Consider the following 15,824-nt stretch of genomic DNA (forward strand, 5'->3'; position numbering starts at 1 on the left):
TTAGCTTCTTAAACGAACGTCCACAAAAATGCTTACTGCTTGAAGATGATTCATAGTCACGGACAAATAGTTCATTTCTGTTTTGGACCAATAGCATTGAGCCGTTAACAGAAAACACAAGTTCATTATGCCCGAACGCAAAAGTTTCGACCTTCCCAAACACTGAGCAAAGGTCAATAATTCCGAGTTTATTCATAATATCAATGTAATACTTAGTCTTGCTGTATTAACTTGAAAATGTAGACCTATAGTATAACAACTAAATGATGGATGGTCAGCCTCTTTGCGACTTTGCTTTAAGAACTTCTAAAGGAGCTTCTTGAGCTCTCTGAAGGCATGACTTATTGTCGGTACAACAATAAATGTTGCAAGGCACTGATAGGTCGTTGCCAAGGTCGGCCACAATAGTGTGATTCTGGATCAGTGATTTGACCTTTCTTGTACCGCAAATGTCGCATGATTCAGTGCTCTTAACTAGAGAAAAAACGTTACCCATTAAAGTCCTAATCTAAGATGTTATTGGTTTTACATTCTGTAACTATAAGCTTATTTTTCCAGTTGTCACCCGGATCTAGAAAACGTCCTTTAAAACTTCCGGAATTGTTGGTGTCAAAATGGACGTTATCGAAACCTACAGCTCTCTCCCAAAGCTTGTTTCTGGCTGGAGTATTGTCTTTTCCATCAGGGAGATTTCCTGCGATAACTAGACGTCCAGATTTGATTGGTTCGGGAGTTAAATCATATGCTGTTTTCAAGATAAAAGAACCGACTCCAATATTCCGTAAATCTTCAGGAAGAATGAAATCATTGATGTAAAACTCTTCTCTTCCACCGATATCAAACCTGAGCTCAATTGCCTGGTTTGAGATAAGGTTTCTTGAGGACATGAACGGTACGCCGTGGTAGCAAACTTTCACCTTGCAGATAAAGGCCTCATGAAGACCTGATTGGTAAATAGTGTGCTTACACTGACAATCAACGTTAAAGGGCTCAGCATCCAAAGTTAATAGGCTCTTTAAAGTGAATTGTTTTGTAAAACTATGCGTATTCCGCGTCACAGAATTTAATTCAGAGTGGGTCATATTAATTTAGACCTTTAACAATAGAGCGAACAAAATCCGACTGTTCACCTTCGACAAACATTAGCTTTCCGAATTGGTTTAAATGGATGATAGAAGTGAACCCTTCAGCTAAAGAAACTTTATGCAATGACTTGCCAATTTGATTGAATGCCTTGCTTGAAAGGTCTCGTCGTAGATGATGTTCGCCATTAGCTTCGAGCTCACGCTCGAGACTAAAGTATCGCTGCTTACAGACGCTTAATTGTGCGTGGATATTAATAGCGATGTGATTGTGGTCAGGGAAGAAAGATAGAAGTTTTTTTCGTGAATTTCTATGAATGTTAAGCCGATCAATTATAACGCTATCATTATCATCTTTTACGTAGCCTAATAGGTCCCAGAACGCCCTTTTAAAAGATACGTTATCCTGTTGGTGTAGAGTTGCAAGTTTGTAAGAGGGAAACTCCTGCTCCTTAACTGCATCAAAAATGAACGTATCAACATCAGCACGCTCAATTTTCGATAGGACAGGGTGCTTGATGCAAACCTCTGTTTTTCCAGAGCAAATGAATCCGATCATGGTAATGCAGTGAGGTGCATCAGAACTTACTTGAATAGTCATTAATCATTCCTGAAATTGAAGAACAGTATCCTAATTCGTTTAACTCGTTTGTTTACGAAACGAAAATTACTGTGGAGCTTTATTTGTCTGTAGGTATAATAACCAATACTATCAAAGATCACTTGATCTAATTGTAATTCTTTAGGCTCTATTCACCCCTCCCATTGGTGATAGGTTGTACGTGTAATTATTCCTACCATTAAATGTTCGTAAGTCTGTCAGAGTATTGCGTTTATCAACCTGACGGAAGTGCACCTTCTGGGTGATAGCTTTTGAAATTCCGGAGTAAAATTATGAAGAAATTGTTAATCGCAGGTCTGTTCATGTTTGTATTGGCAGGGTGTAGCAGTACACAAGAAAAGGAAGCACAAACTGCAGAGAAAAATACGTCTTCTGACAGTGGAATGGCAACCTTCACAGCAGATCAAATGATGCGGACGGAAGCATTCAAAGATGTTGTTCGATATCAACAGCAGATAATAGAGATTTCTATTGAGTATGCTAACTGGAAAGCTGAACACCAAGATGTTCGCTTGACACCAAGCGAAGTAGACGCGAAGTTAAACGAAATATCAATCAAAAGAACGCAAATGAGTAGCGCAGAACTCAAAAAAGCTCATGAAGATGCGCTTATGCGCGCCATGAGTGATATCTAAAGCGGGGGTCCAAATTATTATGGATCGTTCACATCTAGTAAAAAGACTACATGGAGATCGTTGGGAATCTATTGAAGTCAGAAGCCTTAAGCCAAATGACATATTCCTACATGCCCATGGAGCCAGGATTGTTACAGCCAATCCCATTTTGCGTAATGGGGAACTCCGAGTACCTGCGAAAGATTACAGTTCTATTGCGAAATACTGCTTTGAGACTGAGCAAGAGGCGACAAAACAAGCAATGAAATGTTGCGGCAGTGGCATCGTGGACTTTGGTGATGGTACATTAATGATTACAGCTTTCCCTAAAGGAGATCCAAGAATCTTTTCGCCTCGACTATCAGCTAAGCGATTAGAAGAGTTCTGCAAAAAACATAGTAAGAAATACACTGAATTCTATAGTAACAATCGTGATCTAATTGATGACGGGTACTTGGCTTCTATTGAACGCTTCTGGTAGTAAATTAAAAATTCAATTAAAAAGGATTCTGTGAATCATGACTTCTAACTGTAAGTGGTTTTCCATTCCTGCAAGAGCTTTGGAGCAGATTTACGAACAGTCACTAAGCGATATAATTGCTGAAGCGTCTCTTGCTCTATCTAAAAGACCTATCAAGTTTAAGATGATACGTGAACGTAACCAAAATGGATTGTTTGATAGCAAGTATTACTATTACGGAAAGGTACATCCAGTATTACAAGGTCAATTTTCAGCGAAAGAATGCGGAGAACCCTGCCTTGAAGCTGAAAACAGCAAATTCTATACAGCCTCTGTTAAATCAATAAGTCCAGGTTCATTTAACTCGATATGCTTTGACCTCCTTAAAGACTGTCGTTGCCAACTACAGTCATATACGTTGGTTATTACACCGACTGATAGAAAAAGACATCATTCAAAATCAACGTTATCAGATGAAAACGGCTTTATTAAGTATTCCTGTGGTAGCGATTTTAAGTTACAGGTTGAAGTACAAGTCACAGATCCAAACTCAGAACTTTTATCTCCAGAAGCCAAAGCATTAACAGTACGAGCTAAGGGAGCAGGTGTAGAATTAACAAACTCTGATAGACCCAACTTACTAGGTAGGTTGCTCGGCCGAGCCAATCAGAACAATTTCACAATTCATGACGACATGAATTTTCTTGAAATCGTGAAACAGAGTGTTCCCTACCTAGTCGCGAATGGAAGAAATGAACACTCGGGTAGAATGGGAGATAGTGTAGGATTTTATCTAAAGGATGAATTCAACGAAAAAGTAACCTTCGATCCATTCGGTACTCAAGGTAACTCGAATGTTTGCTTTGTGGGTAGCGAGCTTGAGTCTTTTCGATTCGTCGATGCCATGGTCTCAAAGTATTCTTCATCCTGTACTGAATGTGACTATGCCTATACCATCTACGGTCATCCGCAAAACTATCCACTAGTAATTGGTTTAAATAACGCACAGTTAATAGAGGTCACTAATTCAGTATCACATAACTTCGATATTATTGAACTGGTATCAAGTTTTATAGGTAATTTTGATCGCTCAAAAGATAACTACATAGAAGAATGTTTTCTGGAATTGGTTATAGGATACCTCCTCGAGTTGGTTGAAGAAAAACTAACCTTCAAAACTTCTCGAATTGCCGCGTATCATTTGAATTCACTTTTTGTAGACGCTATGTCTAGTGAGGTATTGGTTACCACCAAAAAGCTGATATCGTTGTGCCGTTTGAGTACCGTTCCAGAGTTAAATGAGTTCGCTAAAGAAATTGAGGTCGCTTTATTACCGATAAGTCGCTTATTGGATACATGCAAACCGCAAGAATTAACACCGAGTAAAATGAACTTTTTTGTTGATAGTAGCAGATTGTTACAAGGCGGCGATGAAGATTCTCATATTCAGAGTTACGTAAGAATATTCAGCCTTCTTATGAACTCTTCTATTTGCACGTTTAGCAAAAAAGCAGAAACTGCTCGATTAACACATCGTTACGTCTGTTTGCCGGTAGCAGAAGGTAATGGCTCAACGCAATTGACCGAGATGTTCTTAAGGCGATGCCGCATGGCTGCAATTTCATGCCTTTCTGTTTATAAAGATACAAGCCATGCAGCACAAAAAATTCAAGCGCTTATAGAAGGTAATTCAACAATTAGAGTGAAATTCGAAGGGGTTGAGTCAAACTCAATGATCGTAAGTTCTGGTAGTGTGTCTAATAAACTTTACTTTCACGGTTTACAATGATGAATCAACTTACTAGGAAGCAAGCGCTACAAGATGTGGATGGCTTCAATTGTTCTTACAATGTTGGGGAGACCGTACTTTATGTTAAGAGTGAAGTTGAAGGTGCTGTGCCATTGACCATTATTAAACCAGCATATGTTCTTGGAGATAATTTGCCAGTAGTTGAACTGGAAAGCATTGGTTTAGCTCTCATCTCCAAAGTGCAACCCTACTTTGATAGAATGAACATCGATACCGAAGACTCGTCAACCATTACTGGCTACGAGTTTTCAAAGGGTACTAGGCGTGCATATCTCATACTTGCCGCTCTATTTATCTTCATTCAAGCTTTGGGCTTGGTTGATATTGGCTTGCCCGAATGGGTTCGGATGGCTGTAACTCTTCCGTACATTTTTTTTGTCGGAATTCAGCTTGCTCCTGAAATGCGTATTTGGGTAAGAAAAAAAAGCAAATTTAGTAAAAGCAATGATAAAGGGCAAAAATAATGAATTTACTAGTGACGGGAATTGGAGTGGCGCTTGTTGCCGGTTTTTATTGGGTGAACAAAGGAAAGAAGTCTAAGGGAATACCAGTTGAAGACAGCGATGCGATCAGAGTAGCACTTGAAAGCTCGAACGTAAGTGGCAAAGATAAATCTCAACCTCAAGGCCTTGCAAGAAGAGACCCACTAACTTCAGAAACCGGCACTGGTTCTGATCATGACACGGGTATTAGCTGAAATAGTAACGCTCATACTCCTCTGCGCAATCAGCCTTATGATCATATATCAGAAAAAAATGTTATTGCATCTGATGATGCTATCCTTTGCGGCGAACATTCATCAATAGAGAGCTGTAATGGAGGTAGGAGTGATGACATTGACGTGTGAGCATGTTGTGGCAGTCCTTGGTAATGAATCTATTCACTTACCAGAATTGCCACAAAAGTACGCTGCATGGTCGAAAGAAGTAGAACGATTTAATAATCTGACAACGAGATACGTCGTAGAGCCGCCACTACAATTCCAATTTTGTGAATACTGTACGTCCTGCGGAGAGGCTTTGGATACCTCTCAACATTACCAGGTAGCTAAGTCGAATGACCAATTTACATGATGTAATGGATGTCGAGTCTAAAACTCAGGTACCAGTTAATTGGTAAAGATGACAGGACCGTACAGAAACATATCAACGAAATTCCTAGCTCAAAATCAGTCAGGTGCAACTACATAAGCTAAATCTACTGATTTTGAAAGACAATTATGAGCTCAACCATTCTCAACAGCATATTTGGATACCAGCTTTGCTGTTATTATCATATACAAGAACAACGAGCATGGATTGCCAAAGGCGACCGTGTAATGTGAGTAACTAGAGGTCCCGTTCATCTTCGATGACATGGTGCTTCAATCAGAGTAAAAAAGAAATGACTAATCTTGAAACTGCCTTTTCCGAGTTGAAACTCGGCACAAACGCTCAAATCGATGTAGCGCTGAATCAACTCAAAGAATCAGAACAAACAACATCTTTTGTGTATGTTGACCTTGCGAAGACCAAGGTTGAAAAAGCATGGGCCTTTATAGAAGAACTACTGATTACAGTAGCTGAGTCTCAGCAACGTGCGTTGGATGCTGAGAGTAAAATCGAAACTTTAAGTGTGGACTTTCGAAAATTAGAGAAGCGAAACAATCAACTTGAAGCAGAGGTTACTGAACTAAAAGAACAACTATCTTTAGCTAACAAGAGTCGCACGCTACTTACAGATGAACTTTCGGAAGTGAAGCAAGATCTTGCGGAGGTAACTCTAGAACGAAACCGAGAGCAGGGCAAAGCGGCACAGTTACAAGGGCAGATCAACAAACTATCCAATATTGAGAAAGAGTTGTCTGATTTAAAAGCACTTAACCCTCACCAATTGAAAGTGGAACGCGATCAGGCCACTAACAAATTCACCAAAGAAAAAACAAATCACAATGCTACGAAGAGTAAACTAAATACTCAAATTTTAGACCTCCAGCATGAAGTGTCCGCATTAAATAATAAGTTAGTAGCCATAGCTGGTCAGAAGCAACATCAATCGATTATGGGGACTGATAAAAAGACTCGGTTCCATGTGCGAGAGTACCAAGGTAGCAATGAGTTAAGACTCGAGTTCGATCCATCTCTTGGAACAGTTGATGATCTCGACTGGCACATCAAAGTCGAAGCTGGAAACGGTATTTGTCTGCACATGGGTGTCTCTGATTTCTTTACCCCATTAATGCCGTATTGCGCTGAGATCGATAAACTTTACCCGGTCGCGTTGAACGATTACCTTCATAAGTTCCTAATGGAAAAACTGAAGGAAACCCATCCTCGTCACATCAGGTTGATTAATGCAGCTAAAAAGGAAGTTCTTACAACCAAAACAGAACTATTTTCGGAACAGGAAGTTAAATGGCTGCAAAAAGCTCGGCTTATTACGCTTTATGATGCTTGTTCCCTTACCTTTGGTACGTTTGGAACCAAAATCAAAAATGCTTCAGGCAAGTCTTACGACTGCGCGTTAATGAATGATTTATACAAGAAAGTACAGAATCTAGCGTTGATATTGAAGCAGGAGCACAAGTTTAAGTGTTAAAGATTTACACATAGAACTATTGAACAACCGATAAATCCTTTGAATTCAAAGCACCTAACGACTGTGAGACGTTGGGTGTTTTTTCGTCATTCTAATTTATGTATAATGCGCCCGTTTTTTACGTGTAGGTAATATGTGTGCTCTTAAAGTTCTCGTCACTATCCCTGATAACAAAGCTATTCATTTCAACGTTAGTAGTGAGTTTGACCATCTATTTCTTGCTAGCAATTTCCTTAAATAATACGTTTAGGATAGGCCTGCAGAACTACTTCAATGAGAGTGAGCTAAAAGAGGTACGTATACTTGCAGAGAAGTTGAGCTCTGTTTACTCAGAAGAAATCGGATGGGATATCTTGAGAAAGGACCGCAATACGTGGTTTCAACTGTTAGAAAAAATTGGCGAACATACAACCCCACCTGTCGAGGCTCTAAATGGGCTAGAACCAGAACAAGACCAACTTCCTGACATAGAACACGAAAACCTCATAACAACCGCGTTTATTCCACTTGGAATGCGCCTTAACGTTCTTGACCTTGAAGGGCAGATCATTAAGGGTAGGCCAGAAAACATTAAAATTGCCAATTTAAACAGAAATATCAAACTGTCAAAGATAGACATTCTGTATAACGGTAATATTGTTGGTTACGTTACTGCAGCCCAAAGTGATCTTATCACCGCGCCCCTAGCTGAAGAGTTTTTCAATCTGCAAAGATCAAAAATGTACTTTGTTGTAACTTTAATGTTCTTTGTTAACTTCCTATGCTGTGCCTACCTTCTAAAAGTCTATCTTCTTCCTTTAAAGCAGGTTGAGGCTGCTGGCAAAGAACTTATGAAGGGGAACTTTGATTACGAAATACGGATTAATTCCAAAGATGAGATTGGAAACCTTTCGGATACCTATAACGCATTAACACTATTTCTAAAGCAAGAGAAGGCCAAGCGTGACCAGTGGATTACCGATATAGCCCACGAATTAAGAACCCCTATTCAAGTTCTGTCTAGTCAAGTAGAAGCTATCCAGGATGGAATTTGCGAACCAGATGATCAAAATATGTCATCATTGGCTGTTCAAATTGAAGTGCTGAGAGGTCTAGTTGAAGATCTGTACACACTTTCTTTGACTGACGAAAAAGCCAACATTGTTTGCGACGTAAGCGTAGACTTAACTGACCTAATAACTTCCACTATAACAACTAAGTACCAGCAGTTCTCTCAGAAGAATATTAATGTTGTAAGAGTTTATAAGAACAACTACCCGTGCATGGTAAAGGCAGACCCCAAGTCTCTCATGAGAGTTTTCTCAAATATTATGGAAAATACAATCCGTTATACCGACAAAGGCGGAGACTTTAGAGTGACATTAGATTGCACTGAATCAAATGCAGTAATAAAGTTCGACGATAGCTCTCCCGGAGTGCCTGACGAAAGTCTTAACAAAATATTCGATCGTCTGTATCGAGTTGAGCAATCAAGAAGTCGCGCTAATGGTGGTGCAGGGTTAGGGTTGCCAATTTGCAAAAATATAATCGCATTCCATAATGGAACAATGACTTCTTGCCATTCTTCCTTGGGCGGGTTGAATCTAACAATCACTATACCTTTAGATAAGCAAATGGAAACAAACGCATGACATATAATAATTACAAAATTCTGCTGGTTGAAGATGAAGCTACTCACGCAGAAATAGTCAAAAAATACCTGAGCCATGAAGGGATCGAAACTCATATCATCAGTGATGGTGAGGAGGTGGTTTCTTGGCTAAGAGAGAATAATGTACACCTGATTTTGCTGGACTTGAATCTCCCTGGAAAAGATGGCTTGGATATCTTCAAGGAAATACGGGAGTTTAGCCAGGTTCCTATAATTATCTCTACTGCAAGAACTCATCAAGACGACCGCTTGAAAGGTTGGAGCTTAGGTCCTGAAGACTACATATGTAAGCCATATTACAATAAAGAACTAACACTTAGAGTAACGAATACACTTAATCGAATTTATAAAATAGAGAGCCGAGAGTCGCCAATAAAACGTGGTTTTGTCATAGATGAAGAAACAGAACTAGCAACTCTAAATGGTCAAACAATTAAATTATCATCCTTAGAGTTTCGGTTACTGAAGTTTTTTTACTCAAAGAGAGGAGTTGCATTAAGTCGCGATGAGTTGAAAACAAACGTATACCCTCCAAATAGAATAGTTTCCGACAAAACGATAGACTCCCACGTAAAAAACCTGCGGAAGAGGATCAAGGCAATAGATGGTAATTTAAACTGTATTAAGTCAGAGTACGGTGTTGGGTTTAAGTTTACTGTCGATTAATCATACCACTGATCCAAGAACGGTTGCAGGTTGCTTGGATAACTAACGTGATATGGTATTAAGCCAAAATCAATATTCGATATAAGAAGGTAAGGGCTATGAGTAATAAACCAGGTGAAGGTAGTGCCAAGACATACAAAACCTATACTTCGACCTTAGGTGACATTCTTTTTCCCGGAGATGGGTATGATGAAACTGAGTTGCGTTCTGCAGTTGGTGAGCTTATCCACCTAGCGGGTGAAAGTGACCTACCAAACGACCCGGCACGTCTTGGTAAATACTTGGCGGTATTCATTCCTGAATTTGCCCGGGATGAAAGCATAGACCTTTATTGGCACCAACGAAATGTTGATCGCTGGAATCAATTAGTTAAGCCGCGATTGGCACAAGCGATCGAAGATTACTATATCAATGGTGGTAAAGAGAAGATGGCTAGTGATGTACAGAATTGCTTGTCAGAACTAGAATCTCTTGGGATGGTTATCGATGGTCGAGAGGCTGTTACTGCTAGATTAGGTCGTTGTAACTGGAAGGATAACCTAGTTCGAGTAATGTTAATGGGCAGGCCAGAAGGTATTCGTTTTCATGCACCTTCAAGTTGCTGTAATACAGTAAATCAGAATGCAGCAGCTAATGTTCTAGAAAGGTACAATTTGAATCAATCTGATATTGGGACGTTTGTAGCCAATGTGTTTCGTGGGTGACTTATCTTGTGGGGGAATGCATGAACAATAATGACGTACCAGAGATTACCTTATTCGAAAAATGCCTATTGGCATTTTGGGTTATAGCAGGATTTGCTTGGTTTCTAACATCAATTAAACCTACAGTAGAAAATGATGTCGCCAGCTTAACTACGGGGATGATTTCAAACCCGTTCTATTTCTTCAAAATACTAGTTGTTGATGTGCTCATCCCCAAGGAAATACTCCAATGGAGAGTGGAGGCAATTTACCTTGATTATGTCGAAGATGTGTCTTTTACCTGCTTTATCATTACCAGTGGACTTGGGGTAGGTTTAGTATTTACCAAAATGACAAAGACAGAGCGGATACACCTTGCGCTGGCGAGCGTGTGTGGTGTGAGTGCGATTGCTGGGTTAATTAGTTATGCGCATTTGCTTGAAATGTTACCTCAACATTTCCTAATCAGTTTACTGGCTATCTTTGCCATGCTGCCTGCTACGGTTTGCTTTGGTTTGATTCCAGTGTTCTTGGCTCACAAAGTCGGTTTACTGAAGGCAGATGACTACAATGAAGTTATTAGGTACGTCAAGCTGACGATTGCTCCAGGTGATGGTTCTACTAATAACAAAACATGATTAATGATCAAGGTACAGAACGTACAACTGAAGCTCCCGAGGATGGGAGCTTTTTCATACCCCCCAAATATCTAATCACTGATCCAATTACAAAAAATTAAACTATCACAAGTCTTTAGTTTACAATACGAACTCTCCCAGCCACCAATTGGCTGACCCTTTTTAAATACGTTTAGCCTATGCATTATTGGGTTTGGACTGCTACGTCCATTGCAGGCTTAACAACCTTAAAGTGATCTTTATGAAAAAGACTTTGTTAACCGTGTGCGCAGTGGGCGCATCATTATTCGCTTCGTCTACAAGTTTGGCAGCTGGGTCAGTCGGCGTCGGTGCATCTTTGTTGAACATTCGTGGTGGGTTTGAGTACAGCTTCTGGAATCAAGATTATGAAGTTAACGGAGTAAGTGATGGGAAAGACTCCTCTGGCTACGTAGGTAGCATTTCAATTTCACCACGAACACGAATTCTTCCAAATATGCGTGCTGCGACCACAGAAGTAAATGGTAATGCTTTAGAGTACTCAAAGAATGACTTCAGCCTTTACTACAATCCGCTCAGAACGCGCTACGGACAATTGAGTGTTGGTGGCGGGGTTTCGCAAGTGCAGGGAACGTCCAAGTGGGCTGGTGAACATAAAAATTTAGACGACATGGTTGGTCATTTCTATGGTGCATTCGAAATTGGTTCGAAAGCAACATTTGGTCGTCTGTTTGGTCAAGGTTTTTTTGGGTCAGGTCAGCTGGATTATAAGATCGGGTGGAAATATCCCTTTAAATTGGGTCCTTTGGGGTTAGAGCTCCAGGCAGGATATCGTTCGTTAGAAATTGATTTTGAAAACTTCGGTGATCTAAATGTACCTGCTGAAAGCACTGTTTCCGGATTCTTTGCTGGTGGATCACTTTATTTATTCTAATTGATGGTTCTAAAGTCGGAGAGCAAGCAAAAACTCACTGCAAAGGATCTAATGCCTAAGTACTTTTGTCCTTTTGAGTGAAGGAACAGATGAATCTGGTGTTCCTACAATGGCAATATCGGATTAGCAGCTCGCTATGTTCAAAAAAACATCTAGTGATTAGGCAATCGTTCCGCAATGACTTCAACTACAAATGGGAAAGGTTAGGGCGTCACAGCGGTCTGCTTGAGTTTTGATGATCTAAATACACTCCAAATGGTGAAAGAACGCGAAAAACTATAATTGCATCCCTTTAAATAGAAACTCTAACTTTGAAGAGGTTTGAATGACAACTGCAGCAACACTAACTGATTCGTTAAATTATTGCCTTATGAATGTGTGTGAGTTTAGAGAACGAATAAAGTTACATTATTTCCTAAAGGCTTCAGAGCGCAGACTGACTTTACTGAATACAATTAGAACTTTGCACAAGGAAAATCAACTTAGCCCCACACGCAGCGAGATTTGTGAAAAATTAAACCTTAGTAGTGTAGAGCTCCTATGGCGTGACATCGATGCATTGGAGTGCACTAACTACCTTACTGTCCATAAAGGCAATGGAAGGAAGACCAAGTCCAGAAATATGGTACCTAAGAGTGTTTATAAAGTGCCAGTTTTTTTAGTTGAGAACAGTTTTCAAGCTGAAATGGAAATCAAGGTTGATATTCGCTTGTTCAGCGAACCGCCACACTACGCAATAAGACTAACCAAGCGTGTCGAAGGTGTGGGAGCCGAAGGAACGATAGTTTTTATAAATGCCCCTGTTTTCCTTAAAAAAGGCAGAGCCACCATTGTAGAAAGTAGCGGTGACACGTTTAGTTTCAAAAGCAAGCATACAGAAATACCTTCCAAACCAAATTTTAAAAGCTTATTGGGAGGGGTAGTTGTCGGTACTATCTCACCGATCAACTCAACTGAGTTAATGCAAACTAGCTAGTTGATTGAGTTAAAATGTGCGGATGCTTTGCATCCGACTTAACTACAAAGGCAGGCAAATGACCATACTTAAAAAAAGTTTACTAATCTTAGTTGGGACCCTAATTACGACGCAATCAGTTTATGCGTTCAATAGCCAGTTATTGAATCGTGTCAACGAAACCGCTGATCAGGTATGCGGTAGGGTTATAAATAAAGGTACCTATCAAGAATCAACCTTAGATGTGACGGTTGAAGGCCTTACCCCTGAAATAGTAGAACAGTTAAAGTCAGACTTTTCACTTCCAAACCTATCAATAGAAAATGGCAAGGCTGTAATTAAACATGGGACAGCGAATGGATTGAAGCAGCAAGATGTTATGAGCAGCAATATGGAGGTTAGACGTTGTCGCCAAGCTGTGGCTCAGTTCATGATAAGAAATGACAGATAATAAGGGCTCACAATCTTATCAGTTTAGGTGTTCGGAAAGGCATTACAACTGACTTTCAAACCCACAGACAATGATTGATTTCAAATTAAGTAGCTAATGCATACTTGAACGCGAATGTCACATTTCTGATGGTCTGATGCCTAACATTACCATAACGAGCTCACTCAACTTTTGTTTTGTGTTAGGCTCTAGAGCGTTGATTGAGTATTGATTTTGCTGATATTTTCAGCAAGGAGGGAACGGTAAATATCATGCGTGAACAAAATAATTTTTCCGCCAGTGCTCTTATATCCTCACTAACCTGGTTAATCATCACTACGATAATCCTGATTGCAAGCCTGATAGTTCATTTTATTTCTGTGCTAGATGAGAATGCCGCTGAGGACGTTCACAAGCGTGTTGAAGTTGCTTTCAATGTTGAAAAGGAAAGTTTGCTTACATTAAATGTTGAGTATTCGTTTTGGGATGAGTCGTATCAATCAACGGTCGTCAACAGGGACCAAAAATGGATTGATAAAACATACAAAAACTACCTTCTGCCCGCTTATAACCTGAGTTACGTGGCAGCAATAGAAAAAGATCTGACAGTGCATATGCTGGCAGGCAGCAAACTACATGGTCCAAGTGCTGAGAGAAGCATTCTTGACTCGTCTTTACTTGAAAGGCTTATGGCGACCCATCGAGGCTCGCGTACATTACAGAAAATACCCTTCTTTACAAAACAAGATGATAGAGTCTATTTGGTTTCTGCGGAACCATTTCGTGATGAAAAATCAGAAAATACGATTGATGGTTCACACTTAGTTCTGGGTAAAGCTTTAACGCAAAAATATCTCAACGAAATTAGTAAAAAATACCAACTGCCCGAGTTGCGATATTCAACCGATAAAATAGAACACGATTCGCTGAGCCTCGATGGTTATGGGACTGTAGGGGGGGTGGGTTTTGTCTATTGGGAACCACCTCGTGTAACGAATACCGTTACCCCCTATTTAGTGGTGATACTTGCATCACTGTTAATTGTTATAGTTTCTCTGGCGCGTTTGATCTTAAATAAGAACTACAGAGATACAACTAAATACCAAGAAAAGCTTCTAAAAGCAGCAATGACAGACCCACTTACTCGTGCCGCGAACCGAAGTTTTTTTATGGAAACTGGCGAAAAAGAGTTTCTATTACAATCGCAGCAGCAGAATCATTTGTCTGTGTTAATCTTCGACCTGGATCATTTCAAAGCCGTAAATGATGACTATGGGCACTCAGCTGGTGATGAAGCTTTGAAGCACTTTACACGTATATGTCAGAACGCTGTCCGAGGCACAGATTTATTTGGACGTCTTGGAGGTGAAGAATTTGCTCTCATTCTTCCTGGCGCGGGGCCTGTAAAGGGCGAGGAACTTGCTGAGCGGATTAGGGCTTCATTGAATGGGTCGCCCCTTGTCATAAATGGACAAATGATTGACCTTACGGTAAGCGTAGGTGTTGCTACACTGAAGCATCAGTCAACATTTAAAGAGTTGATGCTTGATGCCGACAAAGCTTTGTATTTTGCAAAAAAATCAGGATGCAACGTAGTCAAATCTTTCGGCTAAGATATTGATATCACTTCCACCTTGATCAAATTACTAGCTAACAAACAATTACAACAGAAGACCATAAGATTGCCCGTAGGAAATCTTATGGTCTTTAGTAATAGGTTGCTGCTATGTTACCCGTCCAAAGCAAGTTAATTGAAGAGTTAGTGCAAGAAAGAGAGGTATTGATCTCGAGCTATTTGGAATCAATTCGCCAAGTCCGCGTTGCTATGGAAGCGGCCAATAAGATTGAAAGTCTGATTCCCACCTACAACCGAAGTTTCATTGATTCTTTTGATCGGGTGTTTATTGCCCTAGCTGACAAGATTGGTGAAAACACAAAAAGTCGAGCTTTGCCTTCGGCGTGCACCCTCGCGAAGAAGTCTGAATCTGACTTGAAGAAATTGGTCATTCAGACTGTCGATAGTGAATTATGGGATGTTTTGATGAACCGAACTGGAGTTTACGGGTTGATGTCAAAACGGCAACGTAAAGAATTCCGTAATGATGCCGCTACTAATCCGCTAAAATTCAATTGTTCCAACGCGGAAGCAACACTAGTGACTTTATTGAATAATTCATCTGCCATCGGTGTAAATGCTCTTGCCGACACAGTTCTTGATCTTTCCATCAGCTACCGCAGCAACGATAAGTTTAAGTTCCAAAAACGGACTGTTATTGAAAATTCTTATATCTGGTATGGTGACAAGCTAAAGCCTGATGATGGTCCATTAAAGCTTATCCTAGATTATTTGGCCCGTATAATATTCAAAACAAAAGTAACCGGTTCTGATTTAGGGGTACATAGTAGTTTTCTCTGGAAAGAGCTTGAAGAGGCGTTCAAAGAAGCCGGTGATGATCTTTCATTGATTGAAGATATTTACCTTCATGGGATACATCTACGTTTCTTCAAAAAGAAAACGTGCCATGTTCAGTTACCAGATGAAATGGTAAATGAGCTTAATAGGCTGCTTTCTGAAAGCACTATGGCACTTCCGGAAAGGCAGACATAGCAATTGTCTTCGTATATTATGCTATTCATTTAATGGAATACAAACTGTAGATTTTTAACCTGGAAATCGTTGGTAACAAGATTTGACGTTTACATTTACGTTTTCAAGAACAGGA

Annotated in this window: 18 protein-coding genes; 16 read left to right on the forward strand and 2 right to left on the reverse strand. The window is 40.0% G+C overall.

Translation table 11 applies throughout. From position 1 onward, the window contains the following. Positions 1 to 503: 503 nt before the first annotated feature. Together H735_RS08485 and H735_RS08490 are read right to left on the reverse strand one after the other, a co-directional pair. On the reverse strand, positions 504 to 1,082 hold the full coding sequence (locus tag H735_RS08485) for a hypothetical protein (protein ID WP_020194184.1): 579 nt from the start codon (positions 1,080 to 1,082) through the stop codon (positions 504 to 506). Position 1,083: 1 nt separating this feature from the next. Continuing rightward, positions 1,084 to 1,683, reverse strand: coding sequence for an AAA family ATPase (locus H735_RS08490; RefSeq protein WP_020194185.1), 600 nt, complete (start codon positions 1,681 to 1,683; stop codon positions 1,084 to 1,086). Between the two features lie 293 nt (positions 1,684 to 1,976). Here H735_RS08490 and H735_RS08495 point away from each other — a divergent pair, with 293 nt between their 5' ends. The 16 genes from H735_RS08495 to H735_RS08570 all read left to right on the forward strand — a co-directional run bounded on the left by H735_RS08495 (position 1,977) and on the right by H735_RS08570 (position 15,709). Beyond that, positions 1,977 to 2,339, forward strand: a complete 363-nt coding sequence (locus H735_RS08495) for a hypothetical protein (RefSeq protein ID WP_020194186.1) — start codon at positions 1,977 to 1,979, stop codon at positions 2,337 to 2,339. Positions 2,340 to 2,358: 19 nt separating this feature from the next. Beyond that, positions 2,359 to 2,799, forward strand: a complete 441-nt coding sequence (locus H735_RS08500) for a hypothetical protein (protein ID WP_152447560.1) — start codon at positions 2,359 to 2,361, stop codon at positions 2,797 to 2,799. Positions 2,800 to 2,836: 37 nt separating this feature from the next. Beyond that, positions 2,837 to 4,567 (forward strand): hypothetical protein, encoded by a 1,731-nt coding sequence (locus H735_RS08505; RefSeq protein WP_020194188.1) that lies wholly within the window; start codon positions 2,837 to 2,839, stop codon positions 4,565 to 4,567. After that, complete coding sequence (locus H735_RS08510; RefSeq protein ID WP_152447561.1) at positions 4,564 to 5,052, forward strand: hypothetical protein; 489 nt, start codon at positions 4,564 to 4,566, stop codon at positions 5,050 to 5,052. Before H735_RS08505 ends, H735_RS08510 begins: the two co-directional genes overlap by 4 nt. After that, a complete protein-coding gene (locus H735_RS08515; RefSeq protein WP_020194190.1) occupies positions 5,052 to 5,285 on the forward strand; it encodes a hypothetical protein in 234 nt (77 codons plus the stop codon). Before H735_RS08510 ends, H735_RS08515 begins: the two co-directional genes overlap by 1 nt. A 130-nt stretch (positions 5,286 to 5,415) precedes the next feature. Further along, positions 5,416 to 5,661 carry a hypothetical protein gene (locus tag H735_RS08520; protein ID WP_144382849.1) on the forward strand — a complete coding sequence of 82 codons (246 nt, stop codon included), beginning with the start codon at positions 5,416 to 5,418 and terminating at the stop codon, positions 5,659 to 5,661. Positions 5,662 to 5,971: 310 nt separating this feature from the next. After that, a complete protein-coding gene (locus H735_RS08525) occupies positions 5,972 to 7,165 on the forward strand; it encodes a hypothetical protein (RefSeq protein WP_144382851.1) in 1,194 nt (397 codons plus the stop codon). 203 nt (positions 7,166 to 7,368) lie between these two features. Next, positions 7,369 to 8,796, forward strand: coding sequence for an ATP-binding protein (locus tag H735_RS08530; protein ID WP_152447562.1), 1,428 nt, complete (start codon positions 7,369 to 7,371; stop codon positions 8,794 to 8,796). Beyond that, positions 8,793 to 9,482, forward strand: a complete 690-nt coding sequence (locus H735_RS08535) for a response regulator (protein WP_020194194.1) — start codon at positions 8,793 to 8,795, stop codon at positions 9,480 to 9,482. The genes H735_RS08530 and H735_RS08535 overlap by 4 nt, the downstream gene beginning before the upstream one ends. A gap of 98 nt (positions 9,483 to 9,580) precedes the next feature. Next, positions 9,581 to 10,186 carry a hypothetical protein gene (locus tag H735_RS08540; RefSeq protein WP_020194195.1) on the forward strand — a complete coding sequence of 202 codons (606 nt, stop codon included), beginning with the start codon at positions 9,581 to 9,583 and terminating at the stop codon, positions 10,184 to 10,186. Positions 10,187 to 10,206: 20 nt separating this feature from the next. Continuing rightward, complete coding sequence (locus H735_RS08545; RefSeq protein WP_152447563.1) at positions 10,207 to 10,803, forward strand: hypothetical protein; 597 nt, start codon at positions 10,207 to 10,209, stop codon at positions 10,801 to 10,803. Between the two features lie 241 nt (positions 10,804 to 11,044). Further along, positions 11,045 to 11,716 carry a porin family protein gene (locus H735_RS08550; protein ID WP_020194197.1) on the forward strand — a complete coding sequence of 224 codons (672 nt, stop codon included), beginning with the start codon at positions 11,045 to 11,047 and terminating at the stop codon, positions 11,714 to 11,716. Positions 11,717 to 12,041: 325 nt separating this feature from the next. Then, on the forward strand, positions 12,042 to 12,692 hold the full coding sequence (locus H735_RS08555) for a LexA family transcriptional regulator (protein WP_020194198.1): 651 nt from the start codon (positions 12,042 to 12,044) through the stop codon (positions 12,690 to 12,692). Between the two features lie 58 nt (positions 12,693 to 12,750). Further along, a complete protein-coding gene (locus tag H735_RS08560; protein ID WP_020194199.1) occupies positions 12,751 to 13,122 on the forward strand; it encodes a hypothetical protein in 372 nt (123 codons plus the stop codon). 200 nt (positions 13,123 to 13,322) lie between these two features. After that, positions 13,323 to 14,714: a sensor domain-containing diguanylate cyclase gene (locus H735_RS29605; RefSeq protein ID WP_152447564.1), complete on the forward strand. Its 1,392-nt coding sequence runs from the start codon at positions 13,323 to 13,325 to the stop codon at positions 14,712 to 14,714. Between the two features lie 113 nt (positions 14,715 to 14,827). Next, positions 14,828 to 15,709, forward strand: a complete 882-nt coding sequence (locus tag H735_RS08570; protein ID WP_020194201.1) for a DUF4942 domain-containing protein — start codon at positions 14,828 to 14,830, stop codon at positions 15,707 to 15,709. Positions 15,710 to 15,824 lie beyond the last annotated feature (115 nt).

It is taken from the genome of Vibrio owensii CAIM 1854 = LMG 25443 (assembly GCF_000817815.1).
GTDB classification, from domain to species: domain Bacteria; phylum Pseudomonadota; class Gammaproteobacteria; order Enterobacterales; family Vibrionaceae; genus Vibrio; species Vibrio owensii.

Coding starts and splice junctions, on each gene's coding strand:
- H735_RS08485 (WP_020194184.1), bottom strand. CDS start 1,082: ATGACCCACTCTGAATTAAATTCTGTGACGCGGAATACGCATAGTTTT.
- H735_RS08490 (WP_020194185.1), bottom strand. CDS start 1,683: ATGACTATTCAAGTAAGTTCTGATGCACCTCACTGCATTACCATGATC.
- H735_RS08495 (WP_020194186.1), top strand. CDS start 1,977: ATGAAGAAATTGTTAATCGCAGGTCTGTTCATGTTTGTATTGGCAGGG.
- H735_RS08500 (WP_152447560.1), top strand. CDS start 2,359: ATGGATCGTTCACATCTAGTAAAAAGACTACATGGAGATCGTTGGGAA.
- H735_RS08505 (WP_020194188.1), top strand. CDS start 2,837: ATGACTTCTAACTGTAAGTGGTTTTCCATTCCTGCAAGAGCTTTGGAG.
- H735_RS08510 (WP_152447561.1), top strand. CDS start 4,564: ATGATGAATCAACTTACTAGGAAGCAAGCGCTACAAGATGTGGATGGC.
- H735_RS08515 (WP_020194190.1), top strand. CDS start 5,052: ATGAATTTACTAGTGACGGGAATTGGAGTGGCGCTTGTTGCCGGTTTT.
- H735_RS08525 (WP_144382851.1), top strand. CDS start 5,972: ATGACTAATCTTGAAACTGCCTTTTCCGAGTTGAAACTCGGCACAAAC.
- H735_RS08535 (WP_020194194.1), top strand. CDS start 8,793: ATGACATATAATAATTACAAAATTCTGCTGGTTGAAGATGAAGCTACT.
- H735_RS08540 (WP_020194195.1), top strand. CDS start 9,581: ATGAGTAATAAACCAGGTGAAGGTAGTGCCAAGACATACAAAACCTAT.
- H735_RS08545 (WP_152447563.1), top strand. CDS start 10,207: ATGAACAATAATGACGTACCAGAGATTACCTTATTCGAAAAATGCCTA.
- H735_RS08550 (WP_020194197.1), top strand. CDS start 11,045: ATGAAAAAGACTTTGTTAACCGTGTGCGCAGTGGGCGCATCATTATTC.
- H735_RS08555 (WP_020194198.1), top strand. CDS start 12,042: ATGACAACTGCAGCAACACTAACTGATTCGTTAAATTATTGCCTTATG.
- H735_RS08560 (WP_020194199.1), top strand. CDS start 12,751: ATGACCATACTTAAAAAAAGTTTACTAATCTTAGTTGGGACCCTAATT.
- H735_RS08570 (WP_020194201.1), top strand. CDS start 14,828: ATGTTACCCGTCCAAAGCAAGTTAATTGAAGAGTTAGTGCAAGAAAGA.